This is a genomic window from Streptomyces sp. NBC_01445, from assembly GCF_035918235.1.
Taxonomy (GTDB): Bacteria; Actinomycetota; Actinomycetes; order Streptomycetales; family Streptomycetaceae; genus Streptomyces.
In genome coordinates this window covers 4171946-4188124 of sequence record NZ_CP109485.1, presented here as the reverse complement: position 1 = coordinate 4188124, position 16179 = coordinate 4171946, and the positions used below count along the sequence as shown (strand labels likewise).

Annotated in this window: 14 protein-coding genes and 2 tRNA genes; 9 read left to right on the top strand and 7 right to left on the bottom strand. The window is 70.3% G+C overall.

The annotated features are described in order from the left end of the window. The first annotated feature begins 172 nt into the window (after nucleotides 1–172). The 4 genes from OG574_RS18950 to OG574_RS18935 all read left to right on the top strand — a co-directional run bounded on the left by OG574_RS18950 (nucleotide 173) and on the right by OG574_RS18935 (nucleotide 3369). Nucleotides 173–1285, top strand: coding sequence for an SDR family oxidoreductase (locus OG574_RS18950; RefSeq protein ID WP_100596681.1), 1113 nt, complete (start codon nucleotides 173–175; stop codon nucleotides 1283–1285). A 120-nt stretch (nucleotides 1286–1405) separates the two neighbouring features. Continuing rightward, nucleotides 1406–1870, top strand: a complete 465-nt coding sequence (locus OG574_RS18945; protein ID WP_326774199.1) for a molybdenum cofactor biosynthesis protein MoaE — start codon at nucleotides 1406–1408, stop codon at nucleotides 1868–1870. A gap of 148 nt (nucleotides 1871–2018) precedes the next feature. Further along, the gene (locus tag OG574_RS18940; RefSeq protein WP_100596683.1) at nucleotides 2019–2255 is read left to right on the top strand and encodes a hypothetical protein; all 237 of its coding nucleotides are present in this window, start codon (nucleotides 2019–2021) and stop codon (nucleotides 2253–2255) included. Nucleotides 2256–2280: 25 nt separating this feature from the next. Beyond that, nucleotides 2281–3369 (top strand): YlbL family protein, encoded by a 1089-nt coding sequence (locus OG574_RS18935; protein WP_326774198.1) that lies wholly within the window; start codon nucleotides 2281–2283, stop codon nucleotides 3367–3369. Nucleotides 3370–3432: 63 nt separating this feature from the next. Here the strand turns inward: OG574_RS18935 and OG574_RS18930 are convergent, their stop codons facing one another. Beyond that, the gene (locus OG574_RS18930; protein ID WP_199841940.1) at nucleotides 3433–3975 is read right to left on the bottom strand and encodes a PPA1309 family protein; all 543 of its coding nucleotides are present in this window, start codon (nucleotides 3973–3975) and stop codon (nucleotides 3433–3435) included. A gap of 140 nt (nucleotides 3976–4115) precedes the next feature. Between OG574_RS18930 and OG574_RS18925 the strand changes: the two genes are divergently transcribed. The 4 genes from OG574_RS18925 (at nucleotide 4116) to OG574_RS18910 (ending at nucleotide 9479) form a co-directional block, all read left to right on the top strand. Continuing rightward, entirely contained in the window at nucleotides 4116–7070 is a 2955-nt protein-coding gene (locus tag OG574_RS18925; protein WP_326778538.1) for a UPF0182 family membrane protein, read from the top strand. A 43-nt stretch (nucleotides 7071–7113) separates the two neighbouring features. After that, nucleotides 7114–7187, top strand: a tRNA-Met gene (locus OG574_RS18920). 210 nt (nucleotides 7188–7397) lie between these two features. Further along, complete coding sequence (locus OG574_RS18915) at nucleotides 7398–9266, top strand: tetratricopeptide repeat protein (RefSeq protein ID WP_326774197.1); 1869 nt, start codon at nucleotides 7398–7400, stop codon at nucleotides 9264–9266. Between the two features lie 139 nt (nucleotides 9267–9405). Beyond that, nucleotides 9406–9479, top strand: a tRNA-Met gene (locus tag OG574_RS18910). A gap of 70 nt (nucleotides 9480–9549) precedes the next feature. Here OG574_RS18910 and OG574_RS18905 read toward each other — a convergent pair. From OG574_RS18905 to OG574_RS18890, 4 genes are all read right to left on the bottom strand, one after another. Next, a complete protein-coding gene (locus tag OG574_RS18905) occupies nucleotides 9550–10683 on the bottom strand; it encodes an ABC transporter substrate-binding protein (protein ID WP_326774196.1) in 1134 nt (377 codons plus the stop codon). A gap of 31 nt (nucleotides 10684–10714) precedes the next feature. Then, nucleotides 10715–11578, bottom strand: coding sequence for an ABC transporter permease (locus OG574_RS18900; RefSeq protein WP_326774195.1), 864 nt, complete (start codon nucleotides 11576–11578; stop codon nucleotides 10715–10717). After that, nucleotides 11575–12357, bottom strand: a complete 783-nt coding sequence (locus OG574_RS18895; protein ID WP_326774194.1) for an ABC transporter ATP-binding protein — start codon at nucleotides 12355–12357, stop codon at nucleotides 11575–11577. The genes OG574_RS18900 and OG574_RS18895 overlap by 4 nt, the downstream gene beginning before the upstream one ends. A gap of 184 nt (nucleotides 12358–12541) precedes the next feature. Then, entirely contained in the window at nucleotides 12542–12958 is a 417-nt protein-coding gene (locus OG574_RS18890) for a Fur family transcriptional regulator (protein ID WP_100595973.1), read from the bottom strand. 162 nt (nucleotides 12959–13120) lie between these two features. Here OG574_RS18890 and OG574_RS18885 point away from each other — a divergent pair, with 162 nt between their 5' ends. Further along, nucleotides 13121–14602 carry a catalase gene (locus OG574_RS18885; protein WP_326774193.1) on the top strand — a complete coding sequence of 494 codons (1482 nt, stop codon included), beginning with the start codon at nucleotides 13121–13123 and terminating at the stop codon, nucleotides 14600–14602. Nucleotides 14603–14684: 82 nt separating this feature from the next. Here the strand turns inward: OG574_RS18885 and OG574_RS18880 are convergent, their stop codons facing one another. Both OG574_RS18880 and hisN read right to left on the bottom strand, forming a co-directional pair. Further along, nucleotides 14685–15086: a CBS domain-containing protein gene (locus OG574_RS18880; protein ID WP_326774192.1), complete on the bottom strand. Its 402-nt coding sequence runs from the start codon at nucleotides 15084–15086 to the stop codon at nucleotides 14685–14687. A 199-nt stretch (nucleotides 15087–15285) separates the two neighbouring features. Continuing rightward, nucleotides 15286–16080, bottom strand: coding sequence for a histidinol-phosphatase (gene hisN, locus OG574_RS18875; RefSeq protein WP_100595971.1), 795 nt, complete (start codon nucleotides 16078–16080; stop codon nucleotides 15286–15288). Nucleotides 16081–16179 lie beyond the last annotated feature (99 nt).

The following is a 16179-nucleotide window of genomic DNA, read 5'->3' as shown; positions in this document are numbered from 1 at the left end:
AGGCCACCGGTTCTGTCCCGGCGGCGTTTGCCCGACTACACACCCAGCGTAGACACCGTGACGCGATCGGGCCTCGGTGCTCCGCCGACTCACGGCCTGCGGCAGGATGGATGCCTCCTGGTACGTACGCGTCGTACACGTACGTACTGAATACAACCGCTGGAGACGCCCGGTGAGTTCCCCAGATCCACAGGTTCGCGCAGCGCGAAACCCTTCGACCAGTTCCGGAGCGCGCGGCCCTGTCGTCGCGGTCACTGGTGCCGCCTCCGGCGTCGGCGCGCTCCTTACCGAGCGACTCGCCGCATCCGACGAGATCAAGCAGGTCCTGGCCATCGACGAGCGGCGCGGTGAGTGCGCGTCCGCGACCTGGCACATCCTGGACGTGCGCGACCCGGCGATCGCCGAGAAGCTGCGCGGCGCGGACGTCGTCGTGCACCTCGCGCTCGACCTCGACCTGGAGACCGACCCCGCCGCCCGTACGGCGTACAACGTGCGCGGCACCCAGACGGTGCTCACCGCCGCGGCCGCCGCCGGAGTCCACCGTGTCGTCCTGTGCACCTCGGCGATGGTCTACGGAGCGCTGGAGGACAACGAGCTGCCCCTGTCCGAGGACGCCGAACTGCGCGCGACCGCGGAGGCCACCGGCGTCGGCGACCTCCTGGAGGTCGAGCGGCTCGCCCGCCGCGCGCCGCGCGCCCACCCCGGACTCAACGTGACCGTGGTCCGCCCCGCCACCCTCGTCGGCGGCACCGACACCGCCCTGACCAGGTACTTCGAGTCGCCGCGGCTCCTCGTCGTGGCGGGATCCCGGCCCGCCTGGCAGTTCTGCCACGTCGAGGACCTGTGCAGCGCCCTGGAATACGCCGTCCTGGAGAAGGTCGAAGGGGAACTCGCCGTCGGCTGCGACGGCTGGCTGGAGCAGGAGGAGGTCGAGGAGCTCAGCGGGATCCGCCGCATGGAGCTGCCCTCCGCGGTCGCCCTGGGCGCCGCGGCCCGGCTTCACCGGATCGGGCTCACGCCGTCCCCCGCCGGCGACCTCGCGTACACGATGTACCCCTGGGTGGTCAGCGTGAGCCGGCTGCACGACGCCGGATGGCGCCCGCAGTGGACCAATGAGGAGGTCCTCGCCGAACTCCTCGAGGAGGTCTCGGGACGGCACACCGTCGCGGGCCGCCGCCTCGGACGCAAGGACGCGACCGCGGCCGGAGCGGCCGGAGCCACCGTCGCCCTGCTCGGCGCGGCCGCCGTCGTGCGCCGGGCCCGCAAGGCCAGGCGCAGGATCTGACAGCCCGCCCCGGCCGGCGCCCGGACCGGCTCGCCCTGTAGGAGGCTCCAACCCACTACGCGCGCGTGCCGGTGGAAAGCGCTATTCCGTGCCGGTGGCCGCGTACGGCACGATGACCTCATGGCACGCACCACGAACGACCACCCCGGAGAGCAGTCGGCGCACGACCCCATCCGGCTCATCGCGATCCGAGACACGCCCTTGTCCGTGGACGAGGTGTTCCGGGCCGTCGGGGAGGACGCGGCGGGCGGCACGGCGCTGTTCGTGGGGACGGTGCGCAATCACGACGGTGGCGCCGACGTCGACGCGCTCGGGTACTCGTGCCACCCCTCCGCCGAGGTCGAGATGCGGACCGTCGCCGAGAAGGTGGTCGCCCAGTTCCCGGTGCGCGCCCTCGCGGCCGTCCACCGAGTGGGCGATCTGGCGGTCGGCGACATCGCGGTCGTCGTCGCCGTGTCCTGCCCGCACCGCGGAGAGGCCTTCGAGGCCTGCCGCAAGCTGATCGACGACCTCAAGCACGAGGTGCCCATCTGGAAGCACCAGAAGTTCTCGGACGGCACCGAGGAGTGGGTCGGCGCCTGCTGACCCTCCCGGAGCCAGGCCACCATCATCGCCTTCGGCCACACGGGCGGTTCCGGTTGCGTAACCGCACCCCTGCGGCGAGCGTTGACCCAGCAGGTGGTTAATCTGCTGATCAGTCAGTTGTAGTGGCTCACGGGGTCGGAGGTCCGGCATGGCGGCGCTCTTGTGGCTGCTCATTCCGCTTTTCGCAGCGGTCGGCGCCGGTCTGTGGGGCAGCTGGGCCGCACGGAACCGCAGGACCGGTGACGTGTCGGAGCTCAACGGGTACGTCCGCTTCCGCGAGGCCATGGAGCGGTCGCACACCGGCACGGAGGCGGACCCCCTCGACCCCGAGGCGGACGCGCTGCCTCCGGTCGAGTCCCGGACGGACGCCCCAGCGGTGCACTGACAGACCGGTCCCGTACTGTCGTTCCATGCCACGCCGCACCGCGACGATGCTCGCCTCGACCCTGATGCTGATCGCGCTGCTCTGCGCGGGAGTGCTCATCAAAGTTCCGTACGCGGAGATGACCCCGGGACCGACGGTCAACACACTCGGGGACCACGACGGCGAGCCGGTGCTCCAGATCTCCGGCCGGAAGACGTACCCGACGACCGGTCACCTCAACATGACGACGGTCCGGGTCACGAGCGCCGACTACAACATGAACCTCGTCTCGGCGGTCTACGGCTGGCTCGCGCACGACAGCATCGTCGTGCCGCACGCCACGCTCTACCCCGACGGCAAGACCGAGCAGCAGTCCTCGCAGGAGAACGCCGAGGAGTTCAGCCAGTCCCAGGAGAGCGCCAAGGTCGCCGCCCTGGACGAGCTGAAGATCCCCGTGAAGTCCTGGGTGATCGTCCAGTCGGTCATCAAGGGCAGCCCCTCCGAGGGACGGCTGCACGCCGGTGACGTGATCAAGGCCGTCGACGGCACCAAGGTCGCGAAGCCGGCCGACGTCGCGAAGCTCGTCACCAAGCACAAGCCGGGCGAGGACGTCTCCTTCACGATCGTGCCCGTCAAGGACGCGGCCGCCGCCGAGAAGGAGGGCAAGCAGCCCACCCGCACGCAGAACGTCACGGTCACCACGGAGAAGGCCAAGGACGGCCGCGCGATCGTCGGCATCCAGGCCGGAACCGATCACACGTTCCCGTTCGCCATCGACATCAAGCTGGCCGACGTCGGCGGCCCCAGCGCCGGACTGATGTTCGCGCTCGGCATCGTCGACAAGCTGACGCCCGAGGACCTCACCGGCGGCAGGTTCGTGGCCGGCACGGGCACCATCGACGACGACGGCAAGGTCGGCCCGATCGGCGGCATCCAGATGAAGACCGTCGGCGCCCGCGGCAAGGGCGCGCGCTACTTCCTGACCCCCAAGGACAACTGCGCCGAGGCGGCCAAGGACGTTCCGGGCGGACTCACCCTCGTCAAGGTCAACACCATCGACGACGCGATGAACGCCCTCAAGGACATCCGCTCGGGCAACACCGCCGACCTGCCGAAGTGCACGGTCAAGGGGTGACACGAAGTTCATGAAGGGGGCGCCGCACACTGTGCGGCGCCCCCTCTCGTTGCGGTGCGGGTGCTACTCGGCGAACGTCGCCGCGAGTGCCTCGGCCAGGCCCGGGACCAGGTCCGAGCCGGTGAGGACCTCGTTGGGGGAGTCCTTCTCGCGCAGGCGCAGCGCCGACTCGCGCGCACCGTCACGCAGTACGGCGACTGTCATCCGGACCTCCTGACGGCCCGGGTGCTTCGCCACCCAGTCGGCGAGCTGCGCCTCACCGAGCCCCTCCGGAACGGACGCCTCCGCGGACGGCGGCAGCATCAGCCGCTCCACCGTCAGGGCGCAGCCGACGACCGCGTCGGGCCAGGCGATGGTGCCGAGGAACTCGTCGAGCGCCTTGTCGGCGGGCACCTCGTCCTGCTCGATCGGGGTGAAGGCCGCGGCCTCCTCCTCGCCGTCCAGGCCGAGCTGGGCCGCGAGGCCGGGTTCCTGGGCCCGCAGGCGGGCGGTGTCGACGAGGGCGAAGAGGCGGGCGGGCTGGTCCCAGCCGAGGCCGGAGGCGTACTCGTCGATCTCGAGTACGGCCCGGGTGAGGGGGCTGGCTGCCATGGGAGTGTTGGACATGGTCACAATCCTGCCTCGTTAGTACCCGGAACCGGGAACTGAGTAAAGCGTGAGTAAGTTGCATAGGTGATGGGTCCTCGATCACCTGGGCCTGACCGATCGATTTCGAACTTTTCGAGGTGCGCACCTTGGCTTTCCAGATGCCGGACCGCGGCGGAGGCCCGACGGGGCCACGGATGAGAGTGGGCCGACCGTCCCGGCGCGTCCGTTCCCTGCTCATGACGCTCGGCGTCCTTGCCGCACTGGGCATGGCGTTCGTCATGTTCGCAGGGTTCTGGACCGACTGGCTCTGGTACCGATCGGTCAACTACTCGTCCGTTTTCACGACCACCCTGTGGACGAAGATCGGGCTGTTCTTCGTCTTCGGACTGCTGATGGCGATCGCCGTCGGACTGAACGTCTGGCTCGCGCACCGACTGCGGCCCCCGCTGAGCGCCATGTCGATGGAGCAGCAGAGCCTCGACCGGTACCGCATGAGCATCGCGCCCTACAAGAAGTGGCTGCTGCTCGGCATCACGGCCCTGGTCGGCCTCATCGCGGGCGCCTCGGCCGCCACTCAGTGGCGCACGTGGCTGATGTGGGTGAACGGCGTGCCCTTCCACCAGAAGGACCCCCAGTTCCACCTCGACGTGGCGTTCTACGCGTTCGACCTGCCGTGGTACCGGTTCCTGCTCGGCTTCGGCTTCGCGGCGACGATCCTCTCCCTGATCGCGGCCGCGCTGACCCACTACCTGTACGGCGGGCTGCGGATCACCAGCCCGGGCGCGCGCGCCACCGCCGCGGCCACCGGTCATCTCTCCGTGCTGCTCGGCGTGTTCGTGACCCTCAAGGCGGTCGCGTACTGGCTCGACCGGTACGGGCTCGCGGTGAAGTCCAGCGACTTCAAGGCGACGGACAACTGGACGGGCCTGAGGTACGTCGACGCGAACGCGTATCTGCCGGCCAAGACCATCCTGTTCTGCATCGCCGCGATCTGTGCCGTGCTGTTCTTCGCGACGCTGTGGCGGCGTACCTGGCAGCTGCCAGTCATCGGCTTCGGCCTGATGGTGCTCTCCGCGATCCTGATCGGCGGCCTGTACCCGGCCATCGTCCAGAAGTTCCAGGTCCAGCCGAACGAGCAGTCCAAGGAAGCCCCGTACATCGAGAAGAACATCGAGGCGACCCGCAAGGCGTACGGGATCGCCGGGGTGTCCCCGGTGGACTACACCGGCAAGGGCACGGTCAAGGACTCCAAGCAGCAGCGCACGGACGCCGACTCGGCGGCCAGCTACCGGGTCAACGATCCGAACGTGGTCTCGCCGACGTTCCAGCAGCTGGAGCAGGAGCGGAAGTACTACCAGTTCCCGAAGACCCTCGACGTCGACCGCTACAAGGGCCAGGACACCGTCATCGGTCTGCGCGAGCTCAACCTCGCGGGCGTCGAGAAGCGGAACTGGATCAACGACCACTTCACCTACACGCACGGCTTCGGAGCGGTCGCGGCCAAGGGTACGCAGACCGACCCGGACTCCCCGGGCGCACCCCTGTTCACCGAGTCGGGTCTGCCCGCCGGCGGGACCCTGGGCTCGTACCAGCAGCGGATCTACTACGGCGAGAAGACCCGCCAGTACTCGATCGTCGGCGGGCCCCAGAAGGAGCTCGACTACGAGCAGGACGACGGCACCCAGAAGACCACGAGCTACAGCGGCGAGGGCGGCGTCAGCCTCTCCAACCCGATCAACCGCGCCGCGTACGCGGTCTCCTTCAGCGAGCCGCAGATCCTGTACTCGGGAGCCATCGGCGACGGCTCGAAGATCCTGTACAACCGCACGCCCAAGGAGCGCGTCGAGGCGGTCGCCCCCTGGCTGACCATCGACGGCGACGCGTACCCGGCGGTCGTCAAGGGCAAGATCCAGTGGGTCGTCGACGCGTACACGACGTCGAACGGATACCCGTACGCGTCCCGTACGACGCTCGGTGACACGACGGCCGACTCCCTCAACGAGGGCGACAACCAGCGCGCGGTGGTGGCCCAGCAGAACCAGGTCAACTACATCCGCAACTCGGTGAAGGCCACCGTCGACGCCTATGACGGCACGGTGAAGCTGTACACGTGGGACGACAAGGACCCGGTCCTCAAGACCTGGAAGAAGGCGTTCCCCGGCACGGTCGAGCCCAAGAGCGCGATCCCGCAGGAGCTCAAGGACCATCTGCGGTATCCGCAGGACATGTTCAAGGTGCAGCGCGAGCTGCTGTCCCTGTACCACGTCACGGACTCCGACCAGTTCTACAACGCGTCCGACGCGTGGCAGGTCCCGAACGACCCGACGAAGAAGGACAACAGCGCGGTCCCGCCGTACTACCTGTCCATGAAGATGCCGGGCCAGAACGACCAGCAGTTCTCGCTGACGACGACGTTCACCCCGAGCGGGCGCCCCAACCTGCGCGCGTTCATGGCGGTCGACGCCGATGCCACCAGCAAGGACTACGGCACGATAAGACTGCTGCGGGTCACCGAGGACAAGGTGTACGGCCCGGAACAGGTGCAGAACAAGCTCAACTCCCTGTCGTCCGTGGCGAACTTCGTCCGCGACATGAAGGGCGCCGACTCGACGGTCCTGTACGGCAATCTGCTGACGGTGCCACTCGACAAGGGCTTCCTCTACGTCGAACCGATCTACGCACAGGGCCGCAACGCGGAGTACCCGCTGCTGCGCAAGGTCGCGGTCTCCTACGGCGACAGAACCGGATTCGCCGACAACCTCGGGGACGCGCTGAACCAGGCGTTCGGCGTGGACGGCGCGCAGCCGGCCGAGCCGGAGAAGCCCGGTGGCGACACGACGAAGCCACCGGAGAACTCCACGGTCAAGGAAGCCCTTGCGGACGCGGAGAAGGCCTTCGAGGAGGGCCAGGCCGCCATGAAGAAGGGTGACCTGCACGCCTACGCCGACGCGCAGGACAAGCTGGAGGATGCCCTCAAGCGCGCCGACAAGGCGCAGTCCGCGGCCGACAAGGCAGCCGGCGACGGCAAGGGTGCCGACAAGTCCAGCGACAAGAGCGCTGATCAGAGCGCCGACAAGGACACCAGCAAGAACGGTGGGGGCTCGAGCAGCTGAGCGAAGACCCCCCTCGCGCCGTGGTACGGTTTGAACACAACGGCGCGGGGTGGAGCAGCTCGGTAGCTCGCTGGGCTCATAACCCAGAGGTCGCAGGTTCAAATCCTGTCCCCGCTACTGAAGACGAAGGCCCGGATCCTGATCTTTCAGGATCCGGGCCTTCGTCGTGTGCGCGGGAACCGTCCGTCCGTGCGAAGCGTGCCTCTCCCGGGGGTAGTTGAGGTTTTTGTGTTTCACTTATCTCTCTGTGGGCATGTCGACAAAACGCTGAAGTGACCTCACTGGCTGCGGTATACCAGGTGTACCCAGGTTGCAGGTGGTGCGACGATGGACGTTATGGGGGACAAGGCAACTCTGTTGGAGACAGGGCGGTTTGTGCAGCCGGCCGACCGGGAGGAACCCGGGGCGGCCGCCGAGGAAGCACGTCATCGGCCGGCCGCCGAGTCCGGCGACGTCGAGGCGATGAGCGTCCTCGGAGCCATGCTGCTGCGCCGCGGTGACCTCGACGGAGCCGAGCCCCAGCTGCGCGCTGCCACCGCCGCGGGCGACCGCGCCGCCGCCAACAACCTCGGTGTCCTGCTGCACCAGCGCGGATATGCGGACGAGGCCGCCGGCTGGTGGCGCATCGCCGCCGTCGCCGGATCCGCCCCCGCCGCGCACGCCCTCGGCCGCCACCACCGCGAGCGCGGCGACGAGCCCGCCGCCGAGTACTGGCTGCGGCAGTCCGCCGAACAGGGCCACGCCCTCGGCGCGTACGCGCTCGCCGACCTCCTCGAACACCGCAGCGACGTCGGTGCCGAGCGCTGGATGCGCGCCGCCGCCGAGCACGGCCACCGCGAGGCCGCCTATCGGCTGGCCCGCACCCTCGACCGGCGCGCCGCGCACGAGCGCCCCGAGGGAGCGCTCCGTGGTGCGCCCGCGCCCGCCGGCGACGAGAGCGGCGCCCCCGGCGGCGCGACCGCGACCGGCGCCCGCAGGAAGCTGCCCGCGGCCGCGGAGGCCGAGCAGTGGTACCGGCAGGCCGCCGCGCGCGGACACCGCCGGGCCGCCCTGCACCTCGGCGCGATCCTGGAGAAGCGGGGCGAGCTCAAGGAGGCCGGCCGCTGGTACCTGAACTCCGCGAAGGACGGCGAGCCCCGGGCCGCTTGCGCGCTCGGCTTCCTGCTCCGCGACGCCGGTGACGAGGAGAGCGCAGGGGTCTGGTGGCTGCGCGCCGCCCAGGAGGGCGATGGCAACGCTGCCAACGCGCTCGGCGCCCTGCATGCCCAGCGTGGCGAGACCCAGACCGCCGAGCGCTGGTACCGCGCGGCCATGGACGCGGGCGACATCAACGGCGCGTACAACCTCGGCCTGCTCTGCGCCGAGCAGGGCCGCACCGTGCAGGCCGACCAGTGGTACCGGCGTGCCGCGTACGCGGGCCACCGCGAGGCGGCGAACGCGCTGGCCGTGCTGCTCCTCCAGGGCGGCGACGCGGCGGGCGCCGAGCCGTGGTTCTCCAAGGCCGCCGAGGCGGGCAGCGTGGACGCCGCGTTCAACCTCGGCATCCTGTACGCCGGCCGGGACGACGAGGTCGCCGCCCTCCAGTGGTACGAGCGGGCCGCGGCGGGCGGCCACACCGAGGCCGCGCTCCAGGCCGGGATCGCCCGGCTGCGGGACGGCGACGAGCGGGACGCCGAGCGGCATCTGCGGTGCGCCGCCGGCGGGGGCAGCGCCGAGGGCGCGTACCGCCTGGCCACGGTCCTCGACGCGCGTCAGCCCCCGGTCGGGCCGCCCGCGCTCGGCGAGTGCGTCAGTGAGCGCGCCGAGTGCGAGGAGTGGTACGAGCGGGCCGCCGAGCAGGGGCACCGGCGCGCGCAGGTGCGGGTCGGCATGCTGGCCGCGGCGCGGGGCGACATCGTCTGCGCGGCGCGCTGGTACCGCGAGGCCGCGGAGGCGGGCTCGCGCAACGGCGCGTTCAACCTCGGGCTGCTGCTCGCCCGCGAGGGGAGCGAGCCGGAGGCCGCGCTGTGGTGGACGCGCGCCGCCGACGCCGGGCACGGGCGCGCGGCGCTGCGGCTCGCGCTGCTGTGCGCGCGCCGCGGCGACCTCGTCGAGGGGCAGCGGTGGGCGCACCGGGCCGTGGAGCTCGGTCCGGCCGAGGTGTCCGAGCGGGCCGGGCGGCTGCGGGACGCGCTGCGGTCGGAGCTGTCCGCGTAACGGAGCCATAGGGGGGTGTGGCGGGGCCTGGACCGGTCCCCGCCACACCTCCCGCCAGACCCCCATTTCGCCCCGCAGGCCAGGCGCCGGAAGGGATTTGCGCTGGTCGGGGGCGTTCGCGTACAGTCGTGTTTACCGACGCGGGGTGGAGCAGCTCGGTAGCTCGCTGGGCTCATAACCCAGAGGTCGCAGGTTCAAATCCTGTCCCCGCTACTGAAGGCCTGAGGCCCGGAACCATTGGTTCCGGGCCTCGGCTCTGTTTCCCGGCCGGATCGGCCCGGTGTCACGGCTTGTGGCCCACCGCCTCCCCGTACAGCGCCCGGTCCACGACCTTGTCCTCCGGCAGCGGATCCCCCTTGGAGACGCCCGCCGCGCGGTACGAGGCCTGGAGCCGGTCCGTCGTGCCCGCCCTGATCTCCCAGTCCATCCGCAGTGACGGCGTCGACTCCAGCACCGCCTTGTCGGTCTTCAGGAGGCCGGCGAGGCCGGTGACGAACGCCGGGTCCTTCTTGTAGTCGCCCGAGAAGTACGTGTTCACCGTGCGGATGTACGCGCGCAGGAACGCGACCCCGGCGTCCGGGTCCTCCTTGAGGAGCTTCGGGCCGAACAGGAGACCGCCCAGGGGTTCGCCGAGCGGCTGGCCGCCCAGGAACGCGAACCGCTTGTCGCCGTCGACCTTGCGCCACACCGGGTCGAGCAGCCAGGCCGAGTCGACCCCGCCGTTCTGGAGCGCGGTCAGCACGTCGGCCGAGCCGAGCTGCTGGAACTGGATCTTGTCGAGCCCGCCGCCGTGCTTCTTCAGCGCCTTGTCCATGGGGTACGAGATGACCGAGCCCTTGCCGATCATCGTGCCGAGCCTGCGCCCCGCCATCGGGACGTGGTCCGGGCTCTGCCCCTTCTTCAGGCGCACCCACATACCGCTCTTGGACTTCGGGTCGGGGGAGAAGTTCCCGGCGACCCACTTGATGTCGAAGCCGCCGCTGATGCCGTTCATCACCGCGGCCTCGGGCGCCGCCCACTGCGCGTCGATGTCCCCCTTGGCCAGCAGTGGGAGCGCGTCCGGGGTCGGCAGGACCTTCAGGGTGACGTCGAGGCCCTCCTTCTTGAACTCGCCCTTCTGCACGGCCAGTTCGAGCGGGGCCACGTACTCGGCGCTCAGGGTGCCGGTCGCGATGGTGAGCTTGCGGGTCTTGGCGAGCTTCACCGGGGCCGGGGCGCCCTTGTCGCAGCGGGCGGGTGCGCGGTCGGAGGCCAGGTCCGACGGATCGGTCCAGCCGTTCTTCTCGCAGCCCGCCACCGCCTTGACCGTGCGGGGCTTCGCGGCCGTGTCCGACGGGGAGGTGCTGCCGCCGCAGCCGGCCGAGGTGAACAGGACGCCGGTCGCGAGCAGGGTCGTACAGACGAGTCTGGTGCGCATGGATTCTCCGTACGGGAAGGGACGGTGGAGGTCAGGACTGGCCGCGGCCGCGGTCGCGCGGCGCCCACGGAGTGAGCAGCCGGCCCGCGATGCGCACCAGTTCGGAGAAGACGACGCCGAGCACGGCGACGCAGACGATGCCGACGAACATCACGTCGTTCTGGAAGAGGGCGCGGGCGTCGAAGATCAGGTGGCCGAGGCCGTTCGTGGCCGCGATCTGCTCGGAGGCGACGATCACGAGGACCGCGACGCCCGCGGCGATGCGGGCGCCGACCAGGACCGCGGGCAACGACGCCGGAAGCAGGACGTGCCGGAACATCTGCCACGGAGAGGCGCCGAAGACCTGCCCGGCGTCCCGGTGGCCGGAGGGGACGGCGAGCACCGCCGCCATCGTGGAGATCCAGACGAAGAAGAAGACGGTCGTGGCGACCAGCGCGATCTGCGGGCCCTCGCCGAGGCCGAACATGTTCAGGAAGATCGGCAGCAGGGCCAGCTTCGGGACGACGTAGAGCGCGTCCAGCATCGGTTCGAGGGCGGCGCGGACGACGGAGAGAGAGCCCATGAGGAGGCCGAGGGCGTATCCGGTGACGGTGCCGATCGCGTATCCGGCGAGTACGCGCTTGAGGGTGGCCCACACGTCCGGCCACAGGTCGCCGTCCGCGGCACGGTGCCAGCCGTCGACGAGGATCGTGGACGGCGCCGGGTAGACGCGGTCGTCGATCCACGCCTGGGTGGCGGCGAGCTGCCACAGCAGGACCAGGACGAGGGGGACGGCGACGGCGAGCGAGAGTTCGAGGGTGCGGCGCCTGCGGTGGGTGCGGGCGGGGTGCAGCTCCTGCGGGCCGGGCCGTCTGACCAGGAGCGTCGTGTCTTCCTTCGGGGCGGTCGTCGTCATGCCGGGACCACCTCGTCGCGGCGTACCTCGCCCCGCAGCAGATCCCACAACTCGCCCTTCAGCGCGGTGAATTCGGGCGTCGAGCGGATGTCGCCGGTGCGCGGCCGGGCGAACGGCGGGCGGCGCTCGGCGATGATGCGGCCCGGCCGCGCCGACATCACGAGGACGCGGTCGCCGAGCACGATCGCCTCTTCCAGGCTGTGGGTGATGAAGAGGGTGGTGGTGCGGGTGGTCTGGGTGAGGTCGAGGAGCTCGTCCTGGAGGATCGTGCGCAGCTGGGCATCGAGGGCCGCGAACGGCTCGTCCATGAGGAGGATCTCGGGCTCCACGGCGAGCGCGCGGGCGATGGCGACGCGCTGGCGCATGCCGCCGGACAGCGCGGCCGGATAGGCGTCGGCGAAGTCGGCGAGGCCCATCCGGGTGAGCCAGTCGGTGGCGCGGGCGTCGGCCTCGCGGCGGGGGACCTTCTGGATGTCGAGGCCGAAGCGGACGTTGGCCAGGACCGTCTTCCAGTCGTAGATCCCGTAGTCCTGGAAGATCATCGCGGCCGGGCGGTCGCTGTCCGTGCGGATGGCCACCTCGCCCGCGGTGGGGCGCAGCAGGCCGGCGGCGATGCGCAGGAGAGTGGACTTCCCGCAGCCGGAGGGACCGACCACGCAGGTGAACTCGCCGGGGGCGATGGTGAGGTCGAGGGGGCCGAGGGCCGCCACCGTGCGGTGGCCTCGGCCGAAGGACCGGGTGAGTGTGCGGGCCTGGAGTTTGGGGTGCGGCTCTCCCACGGTTTTCCTCCCGGGTGCGGTGGAGGTGGGCGTCGCCGACGATATGACGGGTCGTCAGATTGTGGAAGGGGGCGGGTTGTTGAGATACGGACCAAAGGGGCGCGCCAGGGGCTCGGTGAAGAGGCGTACGCGAAGAGGGCCCGCACCGTCCGGTGCGGGCCCTCTTCGGGAAGGGTGGTGTGCGCTACGCCGCCGCGCAGTTCGGACAGACGCCCCGGTACGTCACCTCGACGTCCGAGACCGTGAAGCCGAAGCGCTCGGAGTCGGGGAGGTCGGTGAGCGGGTTGCCGCTCGGGTGGACGTCCCGGATCGCGCCGCACCGGGCGCAGACCAGGTGCTGGTGCGGGCGGTGCGCGTTCGGGTCGTAGCGCTTGGCGCGTTTGTCCGTGGCGACCTCGATGACCTCACCGAGGGAGACCATCTCGCCGAGCGTGTTGTAGACGGTCGCCCGGGAGATCTCGGGGAGTTTGGCGACGGCGAGCGAATGCACCTCGTCGGCGGTCAGGTGGACATGGTCGCCGTCGAGGACCTCGGCCACGACGCGCCGCTGCGCGGTCATACGCCAGCCGCGTCCGCGCAGTCGTTCCAACAGGTCACTCATGAGGGCCAGCCTAACAGGCGGAGGGACCAGGTCCCGAACGGGTGTGACTTTGGAAGCCCACTTGACTTAGACAATGTCCATTGTAGGATCGAAACTGGCTTTGGCCAAGGGACAGGACTTGCAGCAGATGAGGGCGCGGCAACAGCCGCTCCAGTGGAGCCGGTGCTTGCACCGGGGCAGGAGGCGCACGTGACGTCGCAGGGACCGCTCACCACGGAGGCCGGCGCGCCGGTCGCCGACAACCAGAACAGTGAGACCGCGGGCGTCGGCGGGCCTGTGCTGGTCCAGGACCAGGCGCTGCTCGAGAAGCTCGCGCACTTCAACCGCGAGCGCATCCCGGAGCGCATCGTGCACGCCCGCGGCGCCGGTGCGTACGGCACGTTCACGCTGACCCGGGACGTCTCGCAGTGGACGCGCGCGAAGTTCCTCTCCGAGGTCGGCAAGCAGACCGAGACGTTCCTGCGGTTCTCCACCGTCGCGGGCAGCCTCGGCTCCGCGGACGCCGTGCGTGACCCCCGCGGCTTCGCGCTGAAGTTCTACACCGAGGAGGGGAACTACGACCTCGTCGGCAACAACACCCCGGTGTTCTTCATCAAGGACGCCATCAAGTTCCCCGACTTCATCCACACGCAGAAGCGCGACCCGTACACGGGCTCGCAGGAGGCCGACAACGTGTGGGACTTCTGGGGCCTGAGCCCCGAGTCGACGCACCAGGTCACCTGGCTCTTCGGCGACCGCGGCATCCCGGCGACGCTGCGCCACATGAACGGGTACGGCTCGCACACGTACCAGTGGAACAACGAGGCCGGCGAGGTCTTCTGGGTCAAGTACCACTTCAAGACCGACCAGGGGATCAAGAACCTCACGGCCGACGAGGCCGCGAAGCTCGCCGGTGAGGACCCGGACTCGCACCAGCGCGACCTGCGCGAGGCCATCGAGCGCGGCGAGTTCCCGTCCTGGACCGTGCAGGTGCAGATCATGCCGGCGGCCGACGCGGCGACCTACCGCTTCAACCCGTTCGACCTCACCAAGGTGTGGCCGCACGAGGACTACCCGGCGATCGAGATCGGCAAGCTGGAGCTCAACCGCAACCCGGAGAACATCTTCGCCGAGGTCGAGCAGAGCATCTTCTCGCCGGCGCACTTCGTGCCGGGCATCGGCCCGTCGCCCGACAAGATGCTCCAGGGCCGCCTCTTCGCGTACGGGGACGCGCACCGCTACCGCGTCGGTATCAACGCCGACCACCTGCCGGTGAACCGCCCGCACGCCACCGAGGCGCGCACCAACTCCCGTGACGGCTTCCTGTACGACGGCCGCCACCAGGGCGCGAAGAACTACGAGCCGAACTCCTTCGGCGGCCCGTTCCAGACGGACCGGCCGCTGTGGGTGTCGACACCCGTCACCGGCGGCACCGGCAACCACGAGGCCCCTTCGCACGCCGAGGACAACGACTTCGTGCAGGCGGGCAACCTCTACCGCCTGATGTCCGAGGACGAGAAGGCCCGTCTGGTCGAGAACCTCGCGGGCAACATCGCGGGCGTCTCCCGCGACGACATCGCCGAGCGCGCGATCGGCAACTTCCGCCAGGCGGACGGTGACTTCGGCAAGCGCCTCGAGGCCGCGGTCCAGGCCCTTCGCGGCTGACCGGGACGCTTGACGCAGGCAGAGGGCCGGCTCCCATCGGGGGCCGGCCCTCTTGTTCGCGTACAGCGGTGCCGTACGCGGATCAGCTCACCAGCGTCGTCGACGCGCGGCGGGCCGGGGCCCAGCAGCGGATGATGTCGCGGACCGACACGATGCCGACCGGCTCCTGGTCGTCGAGCACGATGAGATGCCGGAAGCCGCCGTGCGACATGGCCTCGGCGGCCTCCTGGAGCGTCCATGCCGGGGCGGCGAAGACGACGTCGGTCGTGGTGTGGGTACCGGCGATCTCGTGGTCCGGGTTCTGGCCGAGGCCGAGTGAGTTGAGGATGTCGCGCTCGGTCAGAATGCCGATCCCGCAGGTGTCGGGGTCGAGGACGACCGCCGCGCCGACGCGGCGATCGGACATCAGGCGGGCCGACCTGCGCAGCGTGTGGGCGGGGCCGATGGTGAGGACCATCGTGCTCATGGCGTCGCGGACGAGCATGGGCGTGAGCCACCTCCTTGGTGAATCCGCGACCTCCGGGATGCCGAAGGATTGCCTCCGGTCCCGACCTGGAGAACGGATTCACAAGTTCACAAGTGGGGGGACTCTCAGAGTCGCAGCCGTTCGGGCCGTCAACAAGGGGGCGCGGAAGGTTCGTTGCGCCGCTACGGAGCTTCCGCGCGCCGTAGCGGCGCGACGCTCACGTCTGCAGGTAGCTCAGCAGCTCGCCGTGGAGCAGGCCGTTCGACGCCGCCGCGTTGCCGCTGTGCGGGCCGTGGCGCCCGTCGAGGCCGGTGAAGACGCCGCCCGCCTCCGTCACGATGATCGCGTTCGCCGCCATGTCCCACAGGGAGAGCTCGGGCTCCGCCGCCATGTCGACAGCGCCCTCGGCGACCATCATGTACGGCCAGAAGTCGCCGTATCCGCGCGTGCGCCACACCGCGCGCGTGAGGTCGAGGAAGCCGTCGAGCCGGCCCTGCTCCTCCCAGCCGCTCAGCGAGGAGTACGCGAAGGAGGCGTCCGCGAGGCGCCCGACCTTGGAGACATGCAGGCGCGAGGCCGACGTCAGGCTGCGGCCCGTGTAGGCGCCCGCGCCCTTCGCCGCCCACCAGCGGCGGCCGAGAGCCGGTGCGGAGACGACGCCGACCACCGGCTGGTAGCCGCCCTCGCCCGCCTCCATCAGCGAGATGAGCGTCGCCCAGACCGGCACGCCGCGTACGTAGTTCTTCGTGCCGTCGATCGGGTCGATGACCCAGCGGCGCGGGCCCGTCCCCTCGATCCCGTACTCCTCGCCGAGGATCGCGTCCCGCGGCCGTGCCCGCTTCAGCTGGCCGCGGATGAGTTCCTCCGCGGCCTTGTCGGCCTCGCTCACCGGCGTCATGTCCGGCTTGGTCTCGACCTTCAGGTCGAGGGCCTTGAACCGGTCCATGGTCGCGGCGTCGGCGGCGTCCGCGAGGACGTGGGCGAGACGCAGATCATCGTGATAGTCGGGCATGGATGAACAGTATCGATCGAGGTCGGTCCGGGGCCACAGGGCGCCGGGCCCGGCGGTCCGCGAGGGCTATTGACAGGGCACGCGGGCGCGTCAACCCTG